13 protein-coding genes and 1 tRNA gene are annotated in these 19,976 nt (G+C 68.8%); 12 read left to right on the top strand and 2 right to left on the bottom strand.

Going from position 1 to position 19,976, the window contains the following annotated elements:
* Positions 1–25 precede the first annotated feature (25 nt).
* The 9 genes from AB8M85_RS05515 (at position 26) to pyk (ending at position 13,739) form a co-directional block, all read left to right on the top strand.
* The gene (locus tag AB8M85_RS05515; protein WP_372697786.1) at positions 26–1,582 is read left to right on the top strand and encodes an anthranilate synthase component I; all 1,557 of its coding nucleotides are present in this window, start codon (positions 26–28) and stop codon (positions 1,580–1,582) included.
* On the top strand, positions 1,579–2,256 hold the full coding sequence (locus tag AB8M85_RS05510; RefSeq protein ID WP_372697785.1) for a Trp biosynthesis-associated membrane protein: 678 nt from the start codon (positions 1,579–1,581) through the stop codon (positions 2,254–2,256). Before AB8M85_RS05515 ends, AB8M85_RS05510 begins: the two co-directional genes overlap by 4 nt.
* A gap of 116 nt (positions 2,257–2,372) precedes the next feature.
* The gene (locus tag AB8M85_RS05505) at positions 2,373–2,642 is read left to right on the top strand and encodes an HGxxPAAW family protein (RefSeq protein WP_372697784.1); all 270 of its coding nucleotides are present in this window, start codon (positions 2,373–2,375) and stop codon (positions 2,640–2,642) included.
* Between the two features lie 2 nt (positions 2,643–2,644).
* On the top strand, positions 2,645–3,475 hold the full coding sequence (trpC, locus tag AB8M85_RS05500) for an indole-3-glycerol phosphate synthase TrpC (RefSeq protein WP_372697783.1): 831 nt from the start codon (positions 2,645–2,647) through the stop codon (positions 3,473–3,475).
* A 52-nt stretch (positions 3,476–3,527) separates the two neighbouring features.
* Complete coding sequence (trpB, locus tag AB8M85_RS05495) at positions 3,528–4,826, top strand: tryptophan synthase subunit beta (protein WP_372697782.1); 1,299 nt, start codon at positions 3,528–3,530, stop codon at positions 4,824–4,826.
* 5 nt (positions 4,827–4,831) lie between these two features.
* On the top strand, positions 4,832–5,623 hold the full coding sequence (gene trpA / locus AB8M85_RS05490; RefSeq protein ID WP_372698526.1) for a tryptophan synthase subunit alpha: 792 nt from the start codon (positions 4,832–4,834) through the stop codon (positions 5,621–5,623).
* A gap of 483 nt (positions 5,624–6,106) precedes the next feature.
* Entirely contained in the window at positions 6,107–10,717 is a 4,611-nt protein-coding gene (gene gltB / locus AB8M85_RS05485; protein WP_372697781.1) for a glutamate synthase large subunit, read from the top strand.
* Positions 10,710–12,167, top strand: coding sequence for a glutamate synthase subunit beta (locus AB8M85_RS05480; protein ID WP_372697780.1), 1,458 nt, complete (start codon positions 10,710–10,712; stop codon positions 12,165–12,167). Before gltB ends, AB8M85_RS05480 begins: the two co-directional genes overlap by 8 nt.
* Before the next feature lie 60 nt (positions 12,168–12,227).
* Positions 12,228–13,739: a pyruvate kinase gene (pyk, locus tag AB8M85_RS05475; protein ID WP_372697779.1), complete on the top strand. Its 1,512-nt coding sequence runs from the start codon at positions 12,228–12,230 to the stop codon at positions 13,737–13,739.
* Between the two features lie 806 nt (positions 13,740–14,545).
* Here the strand turns inward: pyk and AB8M85_RS05470 are convergent.
* Positions 14,546–14,629 (bottom strand) — tRNA-Leu (locus AB8M85_RS05470).
* 150 nt (positions 14,630–14,779) lie between these two features.
* On the opposite strand from AB8M85_RS05470, the gene AB8M85_RS05465 reads away from it, so the two are divergent.
* From AB8M85_RS05465 to AB8M85_RS05455, 3 genes are all read left to right on the top strand, one after another.
* On the top strand, positions 14,780–15,382 hold the full coding sequence (locus AB8M85_RS05465) for an ANTAR domain-containing response regulator (protein WP_372697778.1): 603 nt from the start codon (positions 14,780–14,782) through the stop codon (positions 15,380–15,382).
* 269 nt (positions 15,383–15,651) lie between these two features.
* A complete protein-coding gene (locus AB8M85_RS05460) occupies positions 15,652–17,040 on the top strand; it encodes a sigma 54-interacting transcriptional regulator (protein WP_372697777.1) in 1,389 nt (462 codons plus the stop codon).
* Between the two features lie 26 nt (positions 17,041–17,066).
* Positions 17,067–19,067 (top strand): VWA domain-containing protein, encoded by a 2,001-nt coding sequence (locus AB8M85_RS05455; protein WP_372697776.1) that lies wholly within the window; start codon positions 17,067–17,069, stop codon positions 19,065–19,067.
* Between the two features lie 22 nt (positions 19,068–19,089).
* Here the strand turns inward: AB8M85_RS05455 and AB8M85_RS05450 are convergent, their stop codons facing one another.
* Entirely contained in the window at positions 19,090–19,869 is a 780-nt protein-coding gene (locus tag AB8M85_RS05450) for a 3-hydroxybutyrate dehydrogenase (protein ID WP_372697775.1), read from the bottom strand.
* Positions 19,870–19,976: the final 107 nt, after the last annotated feature.

Below are 19,976 nucleotides of genomic sequence, written 5' to 3'. Positions count from 1 at the left end.
CATACGCAAGGAAACCCAGTACAGCATGCATGAATTCGGGGTCATTTCCCCCAGCCTCGAGGAGTTCCGGGAACTCGCCCAGGGGCGCAGCGTCATTCCGGTGAACCTGCGCGTCCTGGCCGACCACCTGACCCCCATTGCCGTCTACGAACGGCTCGCCGGGGGACGCCCGGGCACCTTCCTGATGGAAAGCGCCGCCGCAGGCGGGGTGTGGAGCCGGTATTCCTTCATCGGGTGCGGCTCCCGCGCCACGTTGACCACGCGGGACGGGGCCGCCCACTGGATCGGGGTCCCGCCGGCAGGGGTGCCCACCGAGGGCAGCCCGGTGGAGGTGCTGCGCGACACCGTCGCCATGCTGCGCACCGAACCCCTCGACGGACTGCCGCCCTTCACCTCGGGCATGGTCGGGTTCGTCGGGTGGGAGTGCATCCGGCACTGGGAACGGTTGCCGGAACCACCGCCCGACGACCTGGGGCTTCCGGAACTGGCCATGAACCTGGTCGGCGAGATGGCGGTGCTGGACAACCGCGACTCGACCGTGACGCTGATCGCCAATGCGATCAACCAGGACGGGGCCGACACCGGGGTCGACGAGGCCTACGCCGATGCCGTGTCCCAACTAAACGCCATGCTCGATGCGCTGTCCGCCCCCGCGTCCGGAACGGCCGCGGTCTTCAGCGGAACGCAGGTCCCCGCGGCGGAGCTCATGGAAGCCGTCACGCACAGCTGGGACGAGGACGGCTACCGCCGGGCGATCGTCCGCGGCAAGGAGGCCATCGTGGACGGGGAGGTCTTCCAGGTCGTCGTCTCCCGCCGGTTCGAGCTCGACTGCACCGCCGACCCGCTCGACGTCTACCGCATCCTGCGCACCACCAACCCCAGCCCCTACATGTACCTGTACAACCTCGAGGATTCCGACGGCGGCACCTATGCCATCGTGGGATCCTCCCCGGAGGCCCTGGTCACCGTGAACGAACGCCACGTCGTGACCCACCCGATCGCCGGCTCACGGCCGCGCGGCGCCACCTACGAGGACGACCTGCTGCACGAAAAGGACCTCCTCTCCGACGAGAAGGAGCGGGCGGAGCACCTGATGCTGGTGGACCTGAGCCGCAACGACCTGTCCAAGGTCTGCGAACCGGGCACCGTCGAGGTCACCCAGTTCATGGAGGTCGAACGCTTCAGCCACATCATGCACCTCGTATCGAACGTGGTCGGCCGGCTCGATGGGCAGGCCAGCTCCTACGACGTGCTGGCCGCGACGTTCCCCGCCGGAACGCTGTCCGGGGCTCCGAAGCCCCGAGCCCTGCGCCTGCTGGACGAGGTCGAACCGTACCGCCGGGGCGTCTACGGTGGCGTGGTCGGATACCTGGACTTCGCCGGCGACATGGACATGGCCATCGCGATCCGCTCCGCGCTGCTCAAGGACGGCCGGGCCTACGTGCAGGCCGGCGGCGGGATCGTGGCCGACTCGGACCTGGACGCCGAATCGCAGGAAAGCATCAACAAGGCGGCCGCGCCGCTCCGGGCGGTCTGGGCCGCCCGGACCCTGCGCCCGGCGGCCCACGGGGAGGACGCATGAGCACGCACGCGACGGGCACCGCACTGACCCGCACATCGGCCAGGTGGATGTCCAAACGCTACGTCGTGTTCGCCGGGGTCATCGGCGGCATCGCGGGCCTGGCCATGAGCACCCGCACCTGGATCCACGTCGTCCCAGCCCAGGGGGCCATCAACGTCCAGCCCTTCGACGTTTCCGGCCAGGACGCCGCCACCGCGGTGGCGGCGCTGGCGGTCGTGGCCCTGGCCGGCTCCGTCGCCGCCGCCATCGCCGGCCGCTTTGCGCGATGGGTCATTGCCGTCCTGGTCTTCCTCTCCGGGCTGGGCATCACCGGGTCCGCGGCGACCGCCTTGTCGGACCCCGTCGCCGCCGCCGTGTCCAAGGTCGGCACGGCGGCCGGCACCCTGCGCATCCAGGGCGACTACCAGGTGACCTTCTGGCCATGGTGCACCCTGGTGGTTGGGATCTGGATCATGGGCGCGGCGATCTGGCTCGCCGTCGCCTCCCGCCGGTGGAAGACCAGCCGCAAATACACCCCTGCCACGGCAGCAACCGGCGTGGCCGGTGCCGCGCCCGGCCCGACGGCACCCGACGATGGGGGAGCGGCCCGGGACGACGAGGCCGGCCGCGCCGGGACGATGGACGAAATCGACGGGTGGGACAGCCTCTCGCGCGGCGACGACCCCACCCGCTGACGCCGTGGCTTCGCGGGCCGCAACATGGCGCCGCCCCGGCCAAAACAATGGCAGAATAGAAGACAGTTTGGCCCGGTACAACCGGGATACCTGAGGCACCGAGGAGTAGAAAAATCATGGCAAGCAACGCGACCGCCCAGAACGCACAGGGGCTGGACCCGGTTCTGAGCGAACCCGTCGGACACGGCAACAGCGTCGCGGCCTGGACGGCCGTGGCGATCATGCTCATCGGCTCGCTCGTCAGCTGCATCGCCTTCGCCCTGCACGCGCCTATCGGCGTCTACATCGGCATCGCCGTCATCATCGTCGGCCTGATTGTCGGCGGCGTCATGCGCAAGGCCGGCTTCGGCGTCGGCGGCCACCGGTCGAACAACGACGGCCACTAGGCGTGACCGTTCTCGAGGACATCATCACCGGCGTTCGCGAGGACCTGCACGAACGCCGCCTGCAGGTGGGCGATGCGGCCATCCGGGCCCGCGCCCAGGCGGCACCGCCGGCCCGCGATGCCTACGCGGCCCTGGGCGGACATGCCGACCAGTCCCAGCGCGACGCGACGCTGCGGGTGATTTCCGAGGTCAAGCGCCGCAGCCCCTCCAAGGGGTCGCTGGCCGACATCCCGGAACCCGCGGAGCTGGCCCGCCAGTACCGCGAGGGCGGGGCCACCGCCATTTCCGTGCTGACCGAACAGCGCCGCTTCGGCGGGTCGCTGGCGGACTTCGACGCAGTACGCGCCGCAGTTGACCTGCCGCTGCTGCGCAAGGACTTCACCGTGGACGCCTACCAGATCCACGAGGCCCGGGCCCACGGGGCCGACCTGGTCCTGCTCATCGTCGCGGCCCTGGACGACCACGAGCTCTCCGCGTTCCTGGACCTGACGCACGACCTGGGCATGAACGCGCTCGTGGAGACCCACACGGACGAGGAAATCGAGCGCGCCCTGCGCGTCGGGGCCCGCATCATCGGCGTGAACGTGCGCAACCTCAAGACCCTCGACGTCGACCGGGAGAACTTCGCCCGGCTGGCCGGGTCCATCCCGGACTCCGTGGTCATCGTCGCCGAATCCGGCATCCGGGACAGCAACGACGTCGCCCTCTACGGTTCGCATGGAGCCGACGCCGTCCTGGTCGGGGAAGCGCTGGTCAAGGACAACGACCCGGTCGCCGCCCTGCGCACCTTCATCGAGGCCGGCAGCGCGGCCAAGCCCCCACGCGGGCGCTGACCAAGTCCACCGAACCGCCATCCACCCCGCCAGCAGCAAAGGACGGCCCCGCATGAGCCAGACCCCAGAAGACCCCGCGCCAACGGCCGGGCAGCCCGCCGACGCCTTCCTGGCCGGCCAACCGAGCCTGCGCCACGCACCCGGACCCTACTTCGGCGATTTCGGTGGCCGCTGGATGCCCGAATCCCTGATCGCCGCCCTCGACGAGCTCAACGACACGTTCGAGAAGGCCAAGGCCGATCCGGAATTCATCGCCGAGGTCAACGACCTGAACCGCAACTACTCGGGCCGGCCCTCGCTGCTGACCGAGGCCAAGCGCTTCTCCGAACACGCCGGGGGCGTGCGGGTCTTCCTCAAACGAGAGGACCTCAACCACACCGGCAGCCACAAGATCAACAACGTGCTCGGCCAGGCCCTGCTGGCCAAGCGCATGGGCAAGACCCGCATCATCGCGGAAACCGGCGCCGGCCAGCACGGCGTGGCCAGCGCCACCGCCGCTGCCCTGCTAGGCCTGGAATGCGTGGTCTACATGGGAGCCGAGGACACCCGCCGCCAGGCCCTGAACGTGGCCCGCATGAAGCTGCTCGGCGCCGAGGTCGTCCCCGTGACCGTCGGATCCCAAACGCTGAAGGACGCCATCAACGAGGCGCTGCGCGACTGGGTGGCCAACGTGGGGACCACCCACTACCTGCTCGGCACAGCCGCCGGCGCCCACCCGTTCCCCGCCATGGTCCGGTACTTCCACGAGGTCATCGGCGAGGAGGCCCGCGAGCAGATCCTGGCGCAGACCGGCAGGCTGCCCGACGCCGTGTGCGCCTGCATTGGCGGCGGCTCCAACGCCATCGGCATCTTCCACGGCTTCCTCGACGACCCCTCGGTGGCCATCTACGGCTTCGAGGCCGGCGGCGACGGCGTCGATACCGAACGCCACGCCGCGACCATCACCCTGGGCCGCCCCGGGGTTCTGCACGGTGCCCGGAGCTACCTCATGCAGGACGAGGACGGCCAGACCATCGAATCGCACTCCATCTCCGCCGGTCTGGACTACCCGGGCGTCGGCCCGGAGCACTCCTACCTGCACGACATCGGGCGGGTCACCTACGAGCCGGTCACCGATGCCGAGGCGATGGACGCGTTCAGCCTGCTCTGCCGCACCGAGGGCATCATCCCGGCCATCGAATCCGCCCACGCCCTCGCCGGGGCGCTGCGGGTCGGCCGGAAGCTGGCCGAAGCCGGTGGGGACCCCCAGGAGAAGATCGTCATCGTGAATCTCTCGGGCCGCGGCGACAAGGACGTGGGAACCGCCGCCGAATGGTTCGACATCATCGACGACGAAGGGCAGGCCCAGTGAACCGCATGAGCTCCGAGGCCGCCATCGAACGCGCCCGCAGCCAGGGCCGACCCGCCCTGGTCGCCTACCTGCCCGCCGGTTTCCCGGACGTGCAGACCACCATCGACGCCGCCGTCGCCGTGGCCGAGAACGGTGCCGACGTCATCGAGATCGGCATCCCCTACTCGGACCCCGTGATGGACGGCTCCGTCATCCAGGCCGCCACCGTCCAGTCCCTGGCGCAGGGCTTCCGCGTCGCCCAGGTCTTCGACGTCGTGCGCGGCATCACCGAACGCTGCGATGCCGCCGTGCTGGTGATGACGTACTGGAACCCCGTCATGCGGATGGGGGTCGACGAGTTCTCCCGCCGCCTGGCAGAGGCCGGGGGAGCAGGCCTGATCACCCCGGACCTCGTCCCCGACGAGGCCGCCGAATGGATCGTCGCCTCGGACAAGCACGGCCTGGAACGCATCTTCCTCGTCGCCCCCAGCTCCACCCCCGAGCGCATGCACACCACGGTCCAGGCCAGCCGCGGCTTCGTGTACTGCGTGTCCGTCATGGGCGTCACCGGGGCCCGCACCTCCGTCTCCTCCGCGGCCCGGGCCGTCGTCGAGGCCGCCCACGCGGCCGGGGCACCCCGGGCCTGCGTCGGCCTGGGCGTCTCGAAGGCCGAGCACGTGCGCGAGATCGGCGAGTACGCCGACGGCGTCATCGTCGGCACGGCCCTGGTCGCCGCCCTGCGCGACGGCGGCGTCGAAGCCGTGGCGGCCCTCGCCGCGGAACTCAGCGGCCGCGGCGCCTCCCCGGCCCGCGCCTGAGCACCCGCGCCGGGGGACACCGGCGCGCAGCTGGGAACAGCGGACGACGGCGGGGCGCCCCGCCGTCGTTCGCTGTCCTGTGCGGGGCCCCGCAGCTGCCTGCCCTGGAACCGGCCTGCCCCGAGAACCGCCCTTCCGCAGGCCGCGACACAATGGGCCGTCATATGTAAACGTTATGTTTCCGGCCCCGGTTGCTGGACGCGGGGGTGCTAATCTCCCTTTACGTTGTTCGCACGATCCGCCCGCGGTCGGGGAGCAGCCCATGCAGCCCCACCGGCCACCACGAATGGACGCGGCTGCCCTTCACGACGACGTGGACACACCGGCCCGGCCACGATGCGCGATCCCAGGCATCGACCCCCCGGCCGGCTGAAGGCCATGTTGCTCCACACCCCCGGTTCACCGACCTTCAGGACACCTGCCTGCGCCGGCGGTGCCCGTCGTCTTCGACGGCACCGCGCCCTTCCTGATTGAGAGGACCCCATGAACCTGACTGGAGACCAGCAGAATGCCTCGCGAGTCCAAGGCGGGGACGTGACCTCGCCCTTCACCCGCTATTCGGCACTACCCGAGGCCCAGGGCCTGTACCACCCCGAGCAGGAAAAGGACGCCTGCGGGCTGGCCATGGTGGCCACCTTGCACGGCAGGCCCACGCACCAGATCGTGGACAACGCACTGCGCGCACTGCGCAACCTCGAACACCGCGGCGCGGTCGGAGCCGACGAAGGCTCCGGCGACGGCGCCGGGATCCTGACCCAGCTGCCCGACGCCTTCTTCCGGGCCGTGGTCGGCTTCGACCTCCCGGCCGCCGGCCGGTACGCCGCCGGAACCGCCTTCCTGCCGGACGACCCGGCAGCGGAGGCCGCCACCCGCGCCGGCATCGAGGACCTGGCCGCCCAGCAGGACCTGGAGGTCCTGGGCTGGCGCGAGGTCCCGATCACCGAGGGCCTCATCGGCGCCATGGCCCGCTCCTGCATGCCGCGCCTGGTCCAGCTGTTCATCACCCCGGCGGGCGGCGAGGACACCGGCACCGCCGAACTCGACGCCCGGGCGTTCCGGTTGCGCAAGCGCGCCCAGAACAAGCTCGGCGTGTACTTCCCCTCGCTGTCCTCCCGGACCATCGTCTACAAGGGCATGCTCACCACCGCCCAGCTCGAACCCTTCTTCCCGGACCTGTCGGATCCACGCTTCGCCAGCGTGCTGGCGATCGTCCACTCCCGGTTCTCCACGAACACCTTCCCCTCCTGGCCGCTGGCCCAGCCGTTCCGCACCATCGCCCACAACGGGGAGATCAACACGGTGCGCGGCAACCGCAACTGGATGCGGGCCCGCCAGTCCCAGCTGGCCGCCCCGTTGCTCGGGGAGGACCCCGAGGAGCTGTTCCCGATCTGCACCCCCGGTGCCTCCGACTCCGCCTCGTTCGACGAGGTCGCCGAGCTGCTCATGCTCTCCGGGCGGCCGCTGACCCACGCGATCATGATGATGATCCCCGAAGCGTGGGAAAACCACACCACCATGGACGAGGACCGCAGGGCCTTCTACCGGTACCACTCGATGCTCATGGAACCCTGGGACGGCCCGGCGGCCGTCTCCTTCACCGATGGCCGCCTGGCCGGGGCGGTGCTCGACCGCAACGGCCTGCGCCCGGCCCGCTACTGGGTCACCGACGAGGGCCTGGTCGTCCTGGCCTCCGAGGTCGGCGTGCTGGACATCCCCGAGGAGCGCATCGTGCGCAAGGGCCGGGTCTCGCCGGGCCGGATGTTCCTGGTCGACACCGACGCCGGGCGCATCGTCGAGGACGAGGAGATCAAGGCCGAGGTCGCCGCCGCCAACCCCTGGCGCGACTGGGTCCGGGAGAACCTCATCTCGCTGGCGGACCTGCCCGAGCGCGAGCACGTCACGCACAACCCCGCCTCCGTCCAGCTGCGCCAGCGCACCTTCGGCTACACCGAGGAGGAGAAGCGCATCCTGCTCGCCCCGATGGCCCGCACCGGGGCCGAACCGCTCGGCGCCATGGGCACCGACACCCCGATCGCGGTGCTCTCGCAGCGGCCCCGCCTGCTGTTCGACTACTTCGTGCAGTCCTTCGCCCAGGTCACCAACCCGCCGCTGGACTCCATCCGCGAGGAACTGGTCACCAGCATGTCGACCTCCATCGGGCCCGACGGCAACCTGCTGGACCTGTCGCAGGTCGGCAGCCGCCACGTGGCCCTGGACTTCCCGGTCATCACCAACGACGAACTGGCCAAGATCGCCAACATCCGCACGCCGGATGGCGCCAAGGCCTCGCTGAAGGTCCGCGGCCTGTACCGCGCCGATGGCGGCGCGGAGGAACTGAAGAACCGCCTGCAGGAGATCTGCGAACAGGTCTCCGCCGCGATCAACCGCGGGGTGAAGTACTTGGTGCTCTCCGACCGCGACTCGAACGCCCAATGGGCGCCGATCCCGTCGTTGCTGCTGACCTCGGCGGTCCACCACCACCTGCTGCGCAGCGCCAACCGGACCAAGACGTCGCTGGTCATCGAGGCCGGCGACGTCCGCGAGGTCCACCATGTGGCCGTGCTCATCGGCTACGGGGCCTCGGCGGTCAACCCCTACCTGGCCCTGGAGACCGTCGAGGAGATGGCCGAGGCCGGCATCCTCGATGGCGTCGACGTCGCGGCGGCCCACCGCAACCTGATCAAGGCGCTGGGCAAGGGGGTGCTGAAGATCATGTCGAAGATGGGGATCTCCACGGTGGCCTCCTACTGCGGGGCCCAGACCTTCGACGCGCTCGGCCTTTCGGCCCAGGTGATCGACCAGTACTTCACCGGGACCCACTCCCCGCTGGGAGGGGTCGGGCTGGAGGTCATCGCCGCGGAAACGGCCGCCCGGCACCGCTTCGCCTACCCCGCAGACGGGGTCGAGGAACCGCACAAGCGCCTCGAGACCGGCGGCGAGTACCAATGGCGCCGCGACGGGCCGGCCCACCTGTTCAACCCGGAGACGGTGTTCCGCCTGCAGCACGCCACGCGCGAGCGCCGCTACGACATCTTCCAGGCCTACACCCGGGGCATCGACGACCAGTCCCGCGAGCTGATGACCCTGCGCGGGCTGCTCAAGCTCAAGACCGGGGTCCGCGCACCGGTCCCGATCGACGAGGTCGAGCCGGTCTCGGAGATCGTCAAGCGCTTCGCCACCGGGGCGATGAGCTACGGCTCCATCTCCCAGGAGGCCCACGAGACGCTGGCGATCGCCATGAACCGGCTCGGCGGCAAGTCGAACACCGGCGAGGGCGGGGAGGACGTCGACCGGCTGCTGGACCCCGAACGCCGTTCGGCCGTCAAGCAGATCGCCTCCGGCCGCTTCGGGGTGACCAGCCTGTACCTGACCCAGGCCGACGACATCCAGATCAAGATGGCCCAGGGCGCCAAGCCCGGCGAGGGCGGCCAGCTGATGAGCCAGAAGGTCTACCCGTGGGTGGCGCGCACCCGGCACTCGACCCCGGGCGTCGGGCTGATTTCCCCGCCGCCGCACCACGACATCTACTCGATCGAGGACCTGGCCCAGTTGATCCACGATGCCAAACGGGCGAACCCGCGGGCCCGCGTGCACGTGAAGCTGGTCTCGGGGATCGGGATCGGCACGGTGGCGGCCGGCGTGACCAAGGCCCATGCCGACGTCGTGCTCGTCTCGGGGCACGACGGCGGAACCGGTGCCTCGCCGCTGAACTCGCTCAAGCACGCCGGGGCCCCCTGGGAGCTCGGGCTGGCCGAGGCCCAGCAGACGCTGCGGCTGAACGGGCTGCGCGACCGCGTGGTCGTGCAGGTCGACGGGCAGCTGAAGACCGGCCGCGACGTCGTCATCGCCGCGCTGCTCGGGGCCGAGGAATTCGGCTTCGCGACCGCCCCGTTGGTGGTCTCCGGCTGCATCATGATGCGGGTCTGCCACCTGGACACCTGTCCGGTGGGCGTGGCCACGCAGAACCCGGTGCTGCGCTCGCGCTTCACCGGCAAGCCGGAATTCGTGGTCAACTTCTTCGAGTTCCTGGCCCAGGAGGTGCGCGAGCTGCTGGCCTCGCTGGGGTTGCGCAGCATCGAGGAGGCCATCGGGCAGGCACACCTGCTGGACACCGCCGAGGCGATCCGGCACTGGAAGACCGAGGGCCTGGACCTTGCGCCCGTGCTTGACGACTCCGTCGGCGGGGACGCCCCGGTGCGGAACCTGGTCCCGCAGGACCACCAGCTGGAGGCGCACTTCGACAACCGGCTCATCGAGCTCAGCACCGAGGCCCTGCAGGGCCGGGCACCGGTGCGCATCTGCCTGGACGTGGTGAACACGGACCGGTCGGTCGGCACGATGCTCGGGCACGAGGTCACCCGGCGGTTCGGCATCGAGGAATTGGCGACCGACACCATCGACGTGACCCTCTCAGGCAACGCCGGCCAATCGCTGGGGGCCTTCCTGCCCGCCGGCATCACCTTGCGGCTGAACGGCGACGCGAACGACTACGTGGGCAAGGGGCTTTCCGGCGGGCGCGTGATCGTGCGCCCCGGCCGGTCCAGCCGGCTGGTGGCCGAGCAGAACGTGGTGGCCGGGAACGTGATCGGCTACGGGGCCACCAGCGGGGAGCTGTTCCTGCGCGGGGTCGTCGGCGAGCGCTTCCTGGTCCGCAATTCCGGGGCCACAGCGGTCGTCGAGGGCATCGGGGACCACGGCTGCGAGTACATGACCGGCGGCACGGCCCTGGTGCTGGGCCCGACCGGGCGCAACTTCGGTGCCGGCATGTCCGGCGGCATGGCCTACCTGCTCGACGCCGACCGCGGTGCCTTCAACCGGCAGGCACTGGAGGGCGGGGAACTGCACCTGCGCGCTCTGGATGCCACCGACCGGGACATCGTCAAGACGCTGCTGACCCGGCACGCCGAGGAGACCGGCTCCACGCTGGCCGCCGCGTTGCTGCTCGACTTCCCCGACACGGCGGCCCGCATCACCGCCGTCGTGCCCGCGAACTACGCAGCGGTGCTGGCGACCCTGCAGGACGCCGAACGTGAAGGACTCGATCCCGACGGCGATGCCGTCTGGACCCGGATTTTGGAGGCACACCATGGCTGATCCCCGCGGATTCCTGACCATCACCGAACGGGTGACCCCGCCGCGCCGCCCGGTGCCGGTGCGCATCCTGGACTACCGGGAAGTCCATGAACGCCAGCAGGACGACGTCCTGAAGGAGCAGGCCTCGCGCTGCATGGACTGCGGGATCCCGTTCTGCCACCAGGGCTGCCCGCTGGGCAACCTCATCCCCGAGTGGAACGACCTGACCTGGCAGGGCCGGCGGGCCGAGGCCGCCGACCGGCTGCACGAGACCAACAACTTCCCGGAATTCACCGGGCGGCTGTGCCCGGCCCCGTGCGAGAGCTCCTGCGTGCTGGGCATCAACCAGCCGGCGGTGACCATCAAGCAGGTCGAGGTCTCCATCGCCGAGCAGGCCTTCGAGGACGGCTCCGTCGTCCCGATCCCCGCCGAACGCCATACCGACCAGACGGTCGCGATCGTCGGGTCCGGCCCGGCCGGCCTGGCCGCGGCCCAGCAGCTCACCCGCGCCGGGCACACCGTTGCGGTCTACGAGCGGGACGACGCCATTGGCGGGCTGCTGCGCTACGGCATCCCGGACTTCAAGATGGAAAAGCACGTGCTGGAGCGCCGGCTGGAGCAGATGCGTGCCGAGGGAACCCGCTTCCGCACCAACGTGGAACTCGGGCGGGACATCTCCTGGGAGCAGCTGCGGCGCCGATACGACGCCGTCGTGGTCGCCACCGGTGCCACCATGCCCCGTGACCTGCCCATCCCGGGCCGGGAGCTGGACGGCGTGGAGTTCGCGATGGACTACCTTGTTCCCTCCAACCGGGCCGTGGCCGGGCAGTCGGACCCCGGGCTCATCAACGCGGAAGGCAAGCACGTCGTCATCCTCGGCGGCGGTGACACCGGTGCCGACTGCATCGGCACCGCGCACCGCCAGGGTGCCGCGTCCGTGACCACGCTGGCGATCGGCAAGCAGCCTCCGGGGGAGCGGCCGGTGCACCAGCCTTGGCCGATGTTCCCGACGTTGTTCGAGGTGGCTTCGGCCCATGAGGAAGGCGGTGAACGCACGTATCTCGCATCTACGGTAGAGTTCCTTGGAGAGGACGGTCGTGTGACCGGCGTCATGGTTTCGGAAACGGAATTCGTTGACGGTGCCCGTCGGCCCCAGGCCGGGACGGAGCGCGTGATTCCCGCCGACCTCGTGCTGCTGGCCCTGGGCTTCACCGGGCCGGAACCCGCCGGCCTGGATGAACAGGCCGGGATCGATTTTGATGACCGGGGCAACGTCGCCCGTGACGGTTACTACATGACCAACACGCCCGGCGTGTTTGCTGCCGGCGATGCCGGACGCGGACAGTCGCTGATCGTGTGGGCCATCGCGGAAGGGCGCTCCTGTGCCGCCGCGGTGGACAAGTACCTGATGGGTGAGACCCGGCTGCCCGCCCCGGTGGCGCCAACCGACCAGCCCATCGGCATGATCTGATGGGGTGCGGATCCGTCCGCACCCCTCTTCCGGACGAGTAAAGGCGGATAGGCTTTCGGTATGAGACGCGCAAAGATTGTGGCCACTTTCGGGCCGGCCATTGGGACCTTCGAAAAGACGCTGCAGGCCATCCAGGCAGGTGTCGACGTGGCGCGGCTGAACATGAGCCACGGCGAGTATTCGACGCACGCGGAAAACCTGGCCAACGTCCGACAGGCCTCCGAAAAGCTCGGGCGCCCGGTCGGCGTCTTCGCCGACCTGCAGGGGCCGAAGATCCGGCTGGGACGCTTCTCCGACGGACCGCACCTGCTGGCCGTGGGTGACCGGTTCACCATCACCATCGACGACGTCGAGGGCACCAAGGACATCTGCTCGACCACGTTCAAGGGGCTGCCCCAGGACGTCGAGGTCGGGGACCGGCTGCTCGTCAACGACGGCCGCGTCGCACTGCGGGCCGTGGAGGTCGACGACCGCCAGGTCGTCACCGAGGTCGTCACCGGCGGCGAGGTGTCCAACAACAAGGGCATCAACCTGCCCGGTGTGGCCGTCAACGTCCCCGCGTTGAGCGAAAAGGACGAGGACGACCTGCGCTGGGCTCTCCGGGCCGGCGTCGACATGATCGCCCTGTCGTTCGTGCGCAACGCCTCGGACATCGAGCGCGTGCACGAGATCATGGACGAGGAGGGCCGCCGCCTTCCGGTCATCGCCAAGATCGAGAAGCCGCAGGCCGTCGACAACCTCGAGGAGATCATCGACGCGTTCGACTCCATCATGGTCGCCCGCGGCGACCTCGGCGTCGAGCTGCCCCTGGAGCAGGTCCCGCTGGTGCAGAAGCGCGCCGTGGAGCTGGCCCGTCGCTGGGCCAAGCCGGTGATCGTTGCGACTCAGGTCCTGGAATCCATGATCGATTCGCCCACGCCGACCCGCGCCGAGGCCTCGGACTGCGCCAACGCGGTCATCGACGGCGCCGATGCCGTCATGCTCTCCGGCGAGACCTCGGTGGGCGCCTACCCGATCGAGACCATCGAGACGATGGCCCGCATCATCACCGCCACGGAGGACCACGGACTGGAACGCATCCCCCCGCTGGGCACGCGACCGCGCACCCGTGGCGGCGCCATCACCCGGGCGGCAGTGGAGATCGCGAACCAGCTCGACGCGAAGTTCATCGTTGCCTTCACCCAGTCGGGTGACTCGGCCCGCCGGCTCTCCCGCCTGCGGCCGTCGAAGCCCGTTCTCGGGTTCACCCCGTTGAAACAGACGTACAACATCATGACGTTGGTCTGGGGGGTCCAGCCCCGGCTGGTGGCCTTCGCCGACCACACGGACAAGATGACCGCCCAGGTCGACGAGGCGCTGCAGAAGGAGGGCCTGGCTGACGTCAACGACCTGGTCGTCATCGCCGCCGGCTCCCCTCCCGGGCAGGCCGGTTCGACCAACTCCTTGCGCATCCACCGCGTGGGCGACATCGCCGACGCCGGGCAGTTGCTCAACGGCAGCAAGAACCAGCTGCCGTCCAAGGAAAAGGTCGGCCCGTGGCGCACCAAGGAGCAGGCAGCCGAGGACCACTAGCCCGGCCGCCGCAAAGGCGGCCGGGGCTGGCAATGTCCGGTCAGGTCGTCGGACTGCGCGGATCTGGTTCACCCGGCGAAGATCCCGAACGGGTGGAAGCGCATCGGTGCTTGCCCGCCTCGGGGGTCTTCGCGTCACTCGCTCGGTAGGCGCACCGCGAGGCGATTCACCGTATCCGCCCCTTGACCAGGAGTGTCGGCCCGTTGTGGGGCCTGCCACCAGGGGTAATTTGGTCTACCGGTTGATGTCTGGCATACCTGCGGTCGCGTTGATGGTGGCGCGGGTTCCGGGCGGGTTCCCCGGCACCGTGCCGGAAGCGGTCGCACCACCGAACGCGCCGCCTGTGCGCCATCCCGACGGCAGGTCCCGGACCGGGGCCGTTCCACCGGAGAATCACGTTGCGCTCGTGGGCGAGATCGCTGCTGGCCTCGAAGCGACGGTCCCCCCCCCGGGATCGACGTGCAGAACTATGCCCTCGCGTCCGTCGGCACGGGGGCGGGGTTCTCCTCGGATGATTGCCGGTCGTGTCAGGACCTTATGGCGGAATCCGACCATGGCCATGGTTCGGGACGGCTCCACGACGGGCAGTTTTCGGTGGCGAAGGTGCCCGGGAAGCACGCATGCCTCCGACGGTGGAAGCGGGAAGCAAGCGTCGGCCTTGGCCTGCGGATGGAACGGTGCGCCGGCACCGCCAAGACCGCTGCTGGTTCCACGGCCGGTCGACCGCCCGGGATACGTGCCAGAGGGGACCAGCTGGGGGAACGGCGAGGGCCCCGGCCGCTTGCCGTGCAAGAGCCGGGGCCCATTGGTGCCCGAGGTGGGACTCGAACCCACACGGGTTTCCCCGCCGCATTTTGAGTGCGGTGCGTCTGCCATTCCGCCACTCGGGCCCGCAAGAGGTCCTGCAGATGGGACCGGTCGCCAGGACCGGTAAACATCACAGGGATGCGTTGCGCTAAACAACTCTACATGCCGATAGGCTTGATCCTGAATCCGAGAACCCCACCGCCCCCTTTCCCCGGGGAGCTAGGAGCACCACCATGGCAGACGCCGCAGCCGAGGCCACGTCGACCCCCGTACGCCGGGTAGTTGTCGCGGAAGACGAAACCCTCATCCGGCTGGACATCGTCGAGATCCTGACGGGCGAAGGGTTCGAGGTCGTCGGCGAAGCCGACAACGGCGAAAAAGCCGTGGCGCTCGTCCGAGAGCACCGTCCTGACCTGGTTCTCATGGATGTGAAGATGCCCGTCATGGATGGCATTTCTGCTGCGGAGGCCATTGTCAAGGAACGCATCGCGCCGGTCGTGCTGCTGACCGCCTTCAGCCAGAAGGAGCTCGTGGAGCGGGCACGCGAAGCAGGGGCCATGGCCTACGTGGTCAAGCCGTTCAGCCCCAACGATCTCATCCCGGCCATCGAGATCGCCATGTCGCGACATGAGGAGATCATCGCCCTGGAAAAGGAGGTCGGGGACCTGCAGGACCAGTTTGCCACGCGCAAGCTCGTCGAACGCGCGAAGTCGGTCCTGACCACCAAGATGGGCCTGACCGAGCCCGAGGCCTTCCGCTGGATCCAGAAAACCTCGATGGACCGCCGTCTGAGCATGCGCGAGGTCGCCGAGACCATCATCGCGCAGGTGAAGTAGCGCCGAAAGCCCGTCTCGCTGAGGGGCGCTGCTCCACCGCGGCCTCCGTCTCCGCTCGCATGGCTGGAAGCCTGGCACCCGGCGGGGAAGGACCGTTCCTGTTCCGGACATTTCCCCACGGCGCACCACGATCAGCAGGGTTGCCGGCATCGCGGGCGCCGGCGTGTTGCCCCGGGCTTCAGCGTCGGCGGAGACCCGTCCCCCTGATCCCGAAGGGATGGTCTGCCCGGGTCCTCGATTACCTGACAGCCGAGGACTACGGTTGAACCGTGAGTGATCGCCCCGATATCTCCACCCTTGCTGGACTGCGCGCCTCCGGCCATGTGCGCCGTGATCTGCGCCATGAAATCCGTTCGAACCTGCTGGATGCACTCTCCGGGGGACGGGATCCGTGGCCGGGGATGTACGGATTCGGGCGCACGGTCCTTCCACAACTCGAACGGGCGTTGATCGCCGGGCACGACGTGGTGCTGCTCGGCGAGCGCGGACAGGGCAAGACCAGGTTGCTCCGCACCCTGGTCGGCCTCCTCGACGAATGGTCTCCGGTAATCGAGGGGTCCGAACTGAACGAGCACCCCTATGAGCCGATCACGCACGCCTCCTGTGTCCGCTGGCGTTCACAAGGGGACCAACTGTCCATCGCATGGCGCCATCGATCGGAACGCTATGTGGAAAAACTTGCCACACCCGATACATCCGTCGCCGACCTGATCGGGGATGTGGATCCGATGCGGGTGGCCGAGGGCCGCCGCCTCGGCGATCCGGAGACGATCCATTATGGCCTCGTCCCGCGCGCCAACCGCGGGATCATCGCCATCAACGAACTGCCCGACCTGGCCGAGCGGATTCAGGTTTCCATGCTCAATGTCATGGAAGAGCGTGACATCCAGATCCGTGGCTATGTGCTCCGGCTGCCCCTGGACGTCCTGGTCGTGGCCTCTGCCAACCCTGAGGATTACACCAACCGTGGACGGATCATCACGCCGCTGAAGGACCGCTTCGGCGCCGAGATCCGCACGCACTACCCGGAGGACCTCGAGGACGAGGTGGCCGTGATCCGGCAGGAAGCCCGGCTCGTCGCCGACGTACCGGCCGTGATGCTGGAGATCCTGGCCCGCTACACGCGGGCCCTGAGGCTGTCACCGGCCATCAACCAGACCTCGGGCGTCTCGGCGCGGTTCGGCATCGCGGGGGCCGAGACGGTCGCCTCCGCGGCCCGGCGCCGCGCAGCCCTGCGGGGCGAGTCCGAATCGGTTGCGCGCCTCGTAGACCTGCAGAGCGCGGTGGACGTGCTCTCGGGCAAGATCGAATTCGAATCCGGTGAGGAGGGCCGCGAACAGGCGATCCTGGAACATCTGGTCCGCACATCGACGGCCGATGCGGTGCGCCTGCATTACCGCGGCCTCGATTTCGGACCCCTCGTGGAGGCGTTGGATGGACTCACCACGGTGACGACGGGGGAGCAGGTCACGGCACAGGAGTTCCTGTCCAATCTGCCCTCCCTCGATGGATCGACCCTGTACGACGAGGTGGCCGCCCGGGCCGGCGCCATCAACGAGGGCCAACGTGCCGCCGCCATTGAGCTGGCCCTCGAGGGGCTCTTCTTGGCCCGTCGGATCTCGAAGGAGTCCGACGAAGACGAAACGATCTACGGCTAGGCAGGGGACAGGAAAGAGGCAGCAACATGGTGGCCCGCAACCGCTCCTCCCGTTATGGCCGATACATCGGCGGACCGGATCCGCTGGCTCCACCCGTTGACCTCGCGGAGGCGCTGGATGCGGTGGCCGAGGACGTGATGGCAGGGTATTCCCCCCGACAGGCCCTCCAGGAATACCTTCGCCGTGGCGGGCGCACGGGTGTAGGACTCGACGACCTGGCCGGCCGCGTCCAACAGCGCCGTCGTGAACTGCTGGGCCGCCACCGTCTGGATGGCACGCTCAACGAGGTCCGGCGGCTCGTGGACACGGCAGTGCTCGAGGAACGAAAGCAACTCGCCCGGGACGCCTCGATGGACAACACCGAGCGCTCCTTCCGTGAGATGCAGCTGCAGGACCTCTCTCCCTCCACCGCAGCTGCCGTCAATGAGCTGGCCGCCTATGAGTGGCAATCCACGACCGCCCGGGATGCCTACGAGCAGATCAAGGACTTGTTGGGCCGCGAGCTCCTTGATCAGCGGTTCGCCGGCATGAAACAGGCCTTGGAGAATGCGACGGACGCGGATCGTGCCGCAGTGGACGGGATGCTACGCGATCTCAACGCACTACTGGCCAAGCGCCGGCGCGGCGAGGACACCGATGCCGACTTCGAGGAGTTCATGGAGCGTCACGGCCGCTTGTTCCCCGAGCAACCGCAGTCCCTCGACGAACTCGTCGACGTTTTGGCAGCGCGATCGGCTGCCGCCCAACGGATGATGCGGTCCATGTCCCCGGAACAGCGCGATGAATTGATGCAATTGTCGGCGCAGACGTTCGGCTCGCCCGACACGATGGCACAGTTGGACGAGCTCGCTGCGAGTTTGCGCGCCTTGCGCCCCGGGGAGGACTGGTCCGGTGCCGAACATTTCGAGGGCCAGGAGGGGCTGGGGCTGGGCGACGGCACGAGCGTGCTGCAGGACCTTGCCGACCTCGAGCAGATGTCGGAGCAGCTGTCCCAGTCCTATGAAGGATCCCGGCTGGACGACCTGGACCTGGAGGTGCTGGCCCGCCAGCTCGGTCCCGAAGCCGTAGCCTCCGCCCGCACCCTGGCGGACATCGAACGGACGCTGCAGGACGCTGGATACCTGCAGCGCGATGCCGAAGGCGACCTCCGGGTGTCACCGCGGGCCATGCGTCGACTCGGGAAATCACTCTTGCACGATGCCGCCCGCCAGCTGACGGGCAGACAAGGGAGCCACGAGGCCCTCGGTGCCGGGGCGTTCGGTGACCTGACTGGTTCAAGCCGGAGCTGGCAATTCGGGGACACCGAGCCGTGGGACGTCACCCGGACAATGACCAATGCCATCCAACGCACCGTGGCCGGAGGCGGGGACGCACTCCATGGGCTGCGCCTGGCACCCGAGGACATCGAGGTCACGGAAACCGAGGCACGGGCCCAGGCGGCCGTCGCACTGCTCGCGGATGTGTCCTTCTCGATGGCCGCGGAGGGGCGGTGGGTGCCGATGAAACGCACCGCCCTCGCCCTCCACCACCTCATCTCCACGCGCTTCCGCGGGGACCGGCTGCAGGTGATCACCTTTGGACGCTACGCACAGACCATGGATATCGGGGACCTCATATCCCTTCCGGCGCGGCGTGAACAAGGGACGAACCTGCATCACGCGCTGCTGCTGGCGAACCGCTTCTTCCGGCAGTATCCCTCCATGCAGCCCATTCTCCTGACAGTGACCGATGGCGAACCCACAGCGCATCTCCTGGCGGACGGCGGGTCGTGGTTCTCCTGGCCGCCCGAACCCGAGACCATCCGCCTGACCATCAGTGAGTTGGACCGCCTCGGAAGAGCCGGGGCGCAGGCGTCGTTCTTCAGGCTCGGCGATGATCCGGGGCTGGAGGTTTTCGTCGAGCGCATCGCCCGGCGCATTGGTGGTCGCGTCGTGGCCCCGGAGGCCGGAGACCTCGGGGCCGCCGTGGTGGGGGCCTACCTGCGCGCCCACCAGAAGCGCCCGGAGGGCGACGACCCCCTGGCCTGAGGGGCCCGGCATGGGACGCTACTCAACGTGCCGACCACCCACCATCCATCGCGAAGGAAGCTCCGGTGGTCATGCCGGCATCCTCGGAAGCCAGCCAGGCTGCCAGGGACGCGACCTCCCGCGGTTCCACGAGCCTCTTGACGGCGCTTTCCGTCAACATGATCTTTTCGACAACCTCCGATTCGGGGATGCCATGCAACCGCGCCTGGTCGGCGATCTGCTTTTCGACCAAGGGGGTACGAACATATGAGGGGTTCACGCAATTGCTCGTGACTCCGTGTGTCGCGCCCTCCAGCGCCGTCACCTTGGAGAGTCCCTCGAGCCCGTGTTTGGCGGCCACGTAGGCGCTCTTGAACTCCGAGGCACGCAGTCCATGCACCGAGGAGATGTTGATGATCCGTCCATAGCCGCGCTCGTACATGCCGGGCAGCACGGCCCGGATCAGCAGGAACGGTGATTCGAGCATGAGCCGGTGAATCAGCCGCCACGCGTCGGGTGCGAACTCGTGGATGGGTGCGACGCGCTGGATGCCGGCGTTGTTGACGAGGATGTCGGCATCGATCTCCAGGTCCTCCAGTGCCGCGGTATCGCTCAGGTCCAGGGGCCACGCCGTGCCGCCGATTTCGGAAGCCAACTTCTGCGCCGCCTCGGCATTGAGGTCTGCCACCGTGACGCGGGCTCCACGTTCGGCAAAGGATCGTGCGCAGGCCTCCCCGATGCCGCTGGCACCGCCGGTCACGATGGCCGTGCGTCCTTCCAAGGAGGGACCGCTCCGCTGGGGGGAGAGATTCTGCTCAGTCATTCTGTTTGCCTTTCTGCGATGTTGTTCAACACACGACGGTATCGGGAGCCAGGGCCCGCTCGATGAGATCCATCATGTCGTCAAAAAGCGGATCTGGGAGGCCATTT

It is taken from the genome of Arthrobacter sp. JSM 101049 (assembly GCF_041679245.1).
In the GTDB taxonomy this organism is placed as follows: Bacteria; Actinomycetota; Actinomycetes; order Actinomycetales; family Micrococcaceae; genus Arthrobacter_H.
This window is presented reverse-complemented; position numbering and strand designations above follow the sequence as displayed.

Coding starts and splice junctions, on each gene's coding strand:
- AB8M85_RS05515 (WP_372697786.1), top strand. CDS start 26: ATGCATGAATTCGGGGTCATTTCCCCCAGCCTCGAGGAGTTCCGGGAA.
- AB8M85_RS05510 (WP_372697785.1), top strand. CDS start 1,579: ATGAGCACGCACGCGACGGGCACCGCACTGACCCGCACATCGGCCAGG.
- AB8M85_RS05505 (WP_372697784.1), top strand. CDS start 2,373: ATGGCAAGCAACGCGACCGCCCAGAACGCACAGGGGCTGGACCCGGTT.
- trpB (WP_372697782.1), top strand. CDS start 3,528: ATGAGCCAGACCCCAGAAGACCCCGCGCCAACGGCCGGGCAGCCCGCC.
- trpA (WP_372698526.1), top strand. CDS start 4,832: ATGAGCTCCGAGGCCGCCATCGAACGCGCCCGCAGCCAGGGCCGACCC.
- gltB (WP_372697781.1), top strand. CDS start 6,107: ATGAACCTGACTGGAGACCAGCAGAATGCCTCGCGAGTCCAAGGCGGG.
- AB8M85_RS05480 (WP_372697780.1), top strand. CDS start 10,710: ATGGCTGATCCCCGCGGATTCCTGACCATCACCGAACGGGTGACCCCG.
- pyk (WP_372697779.1), top strand. CDS start 12,228: ATGAGACGCGCAAAGATTGTGGCCACTTTCGGGCCGGCCATTGGGACC.
- AB8M85_RS05465 (WP_372697778.1), top strand. CDS start 14,780: ATGGCAGACGCCGCAGCCGAGGCCACGTCGACCCCCGTACGCCGGGTA.
- AB8M85_RS05455 (WP_372697776.1), top strand. CDS start 17,067: ATGGTGGCCCGCAACCGCTCCTCCCGTTATGGCCGATACATCGGCGGA.
- AB8M85_RS05450 (WP_372697775.1), bottom strand. CDS start 19,869: ATGACTGAGCAGAATCTCTCCCCCCAGCGGAGCGGTCCCTCCTTGGAA.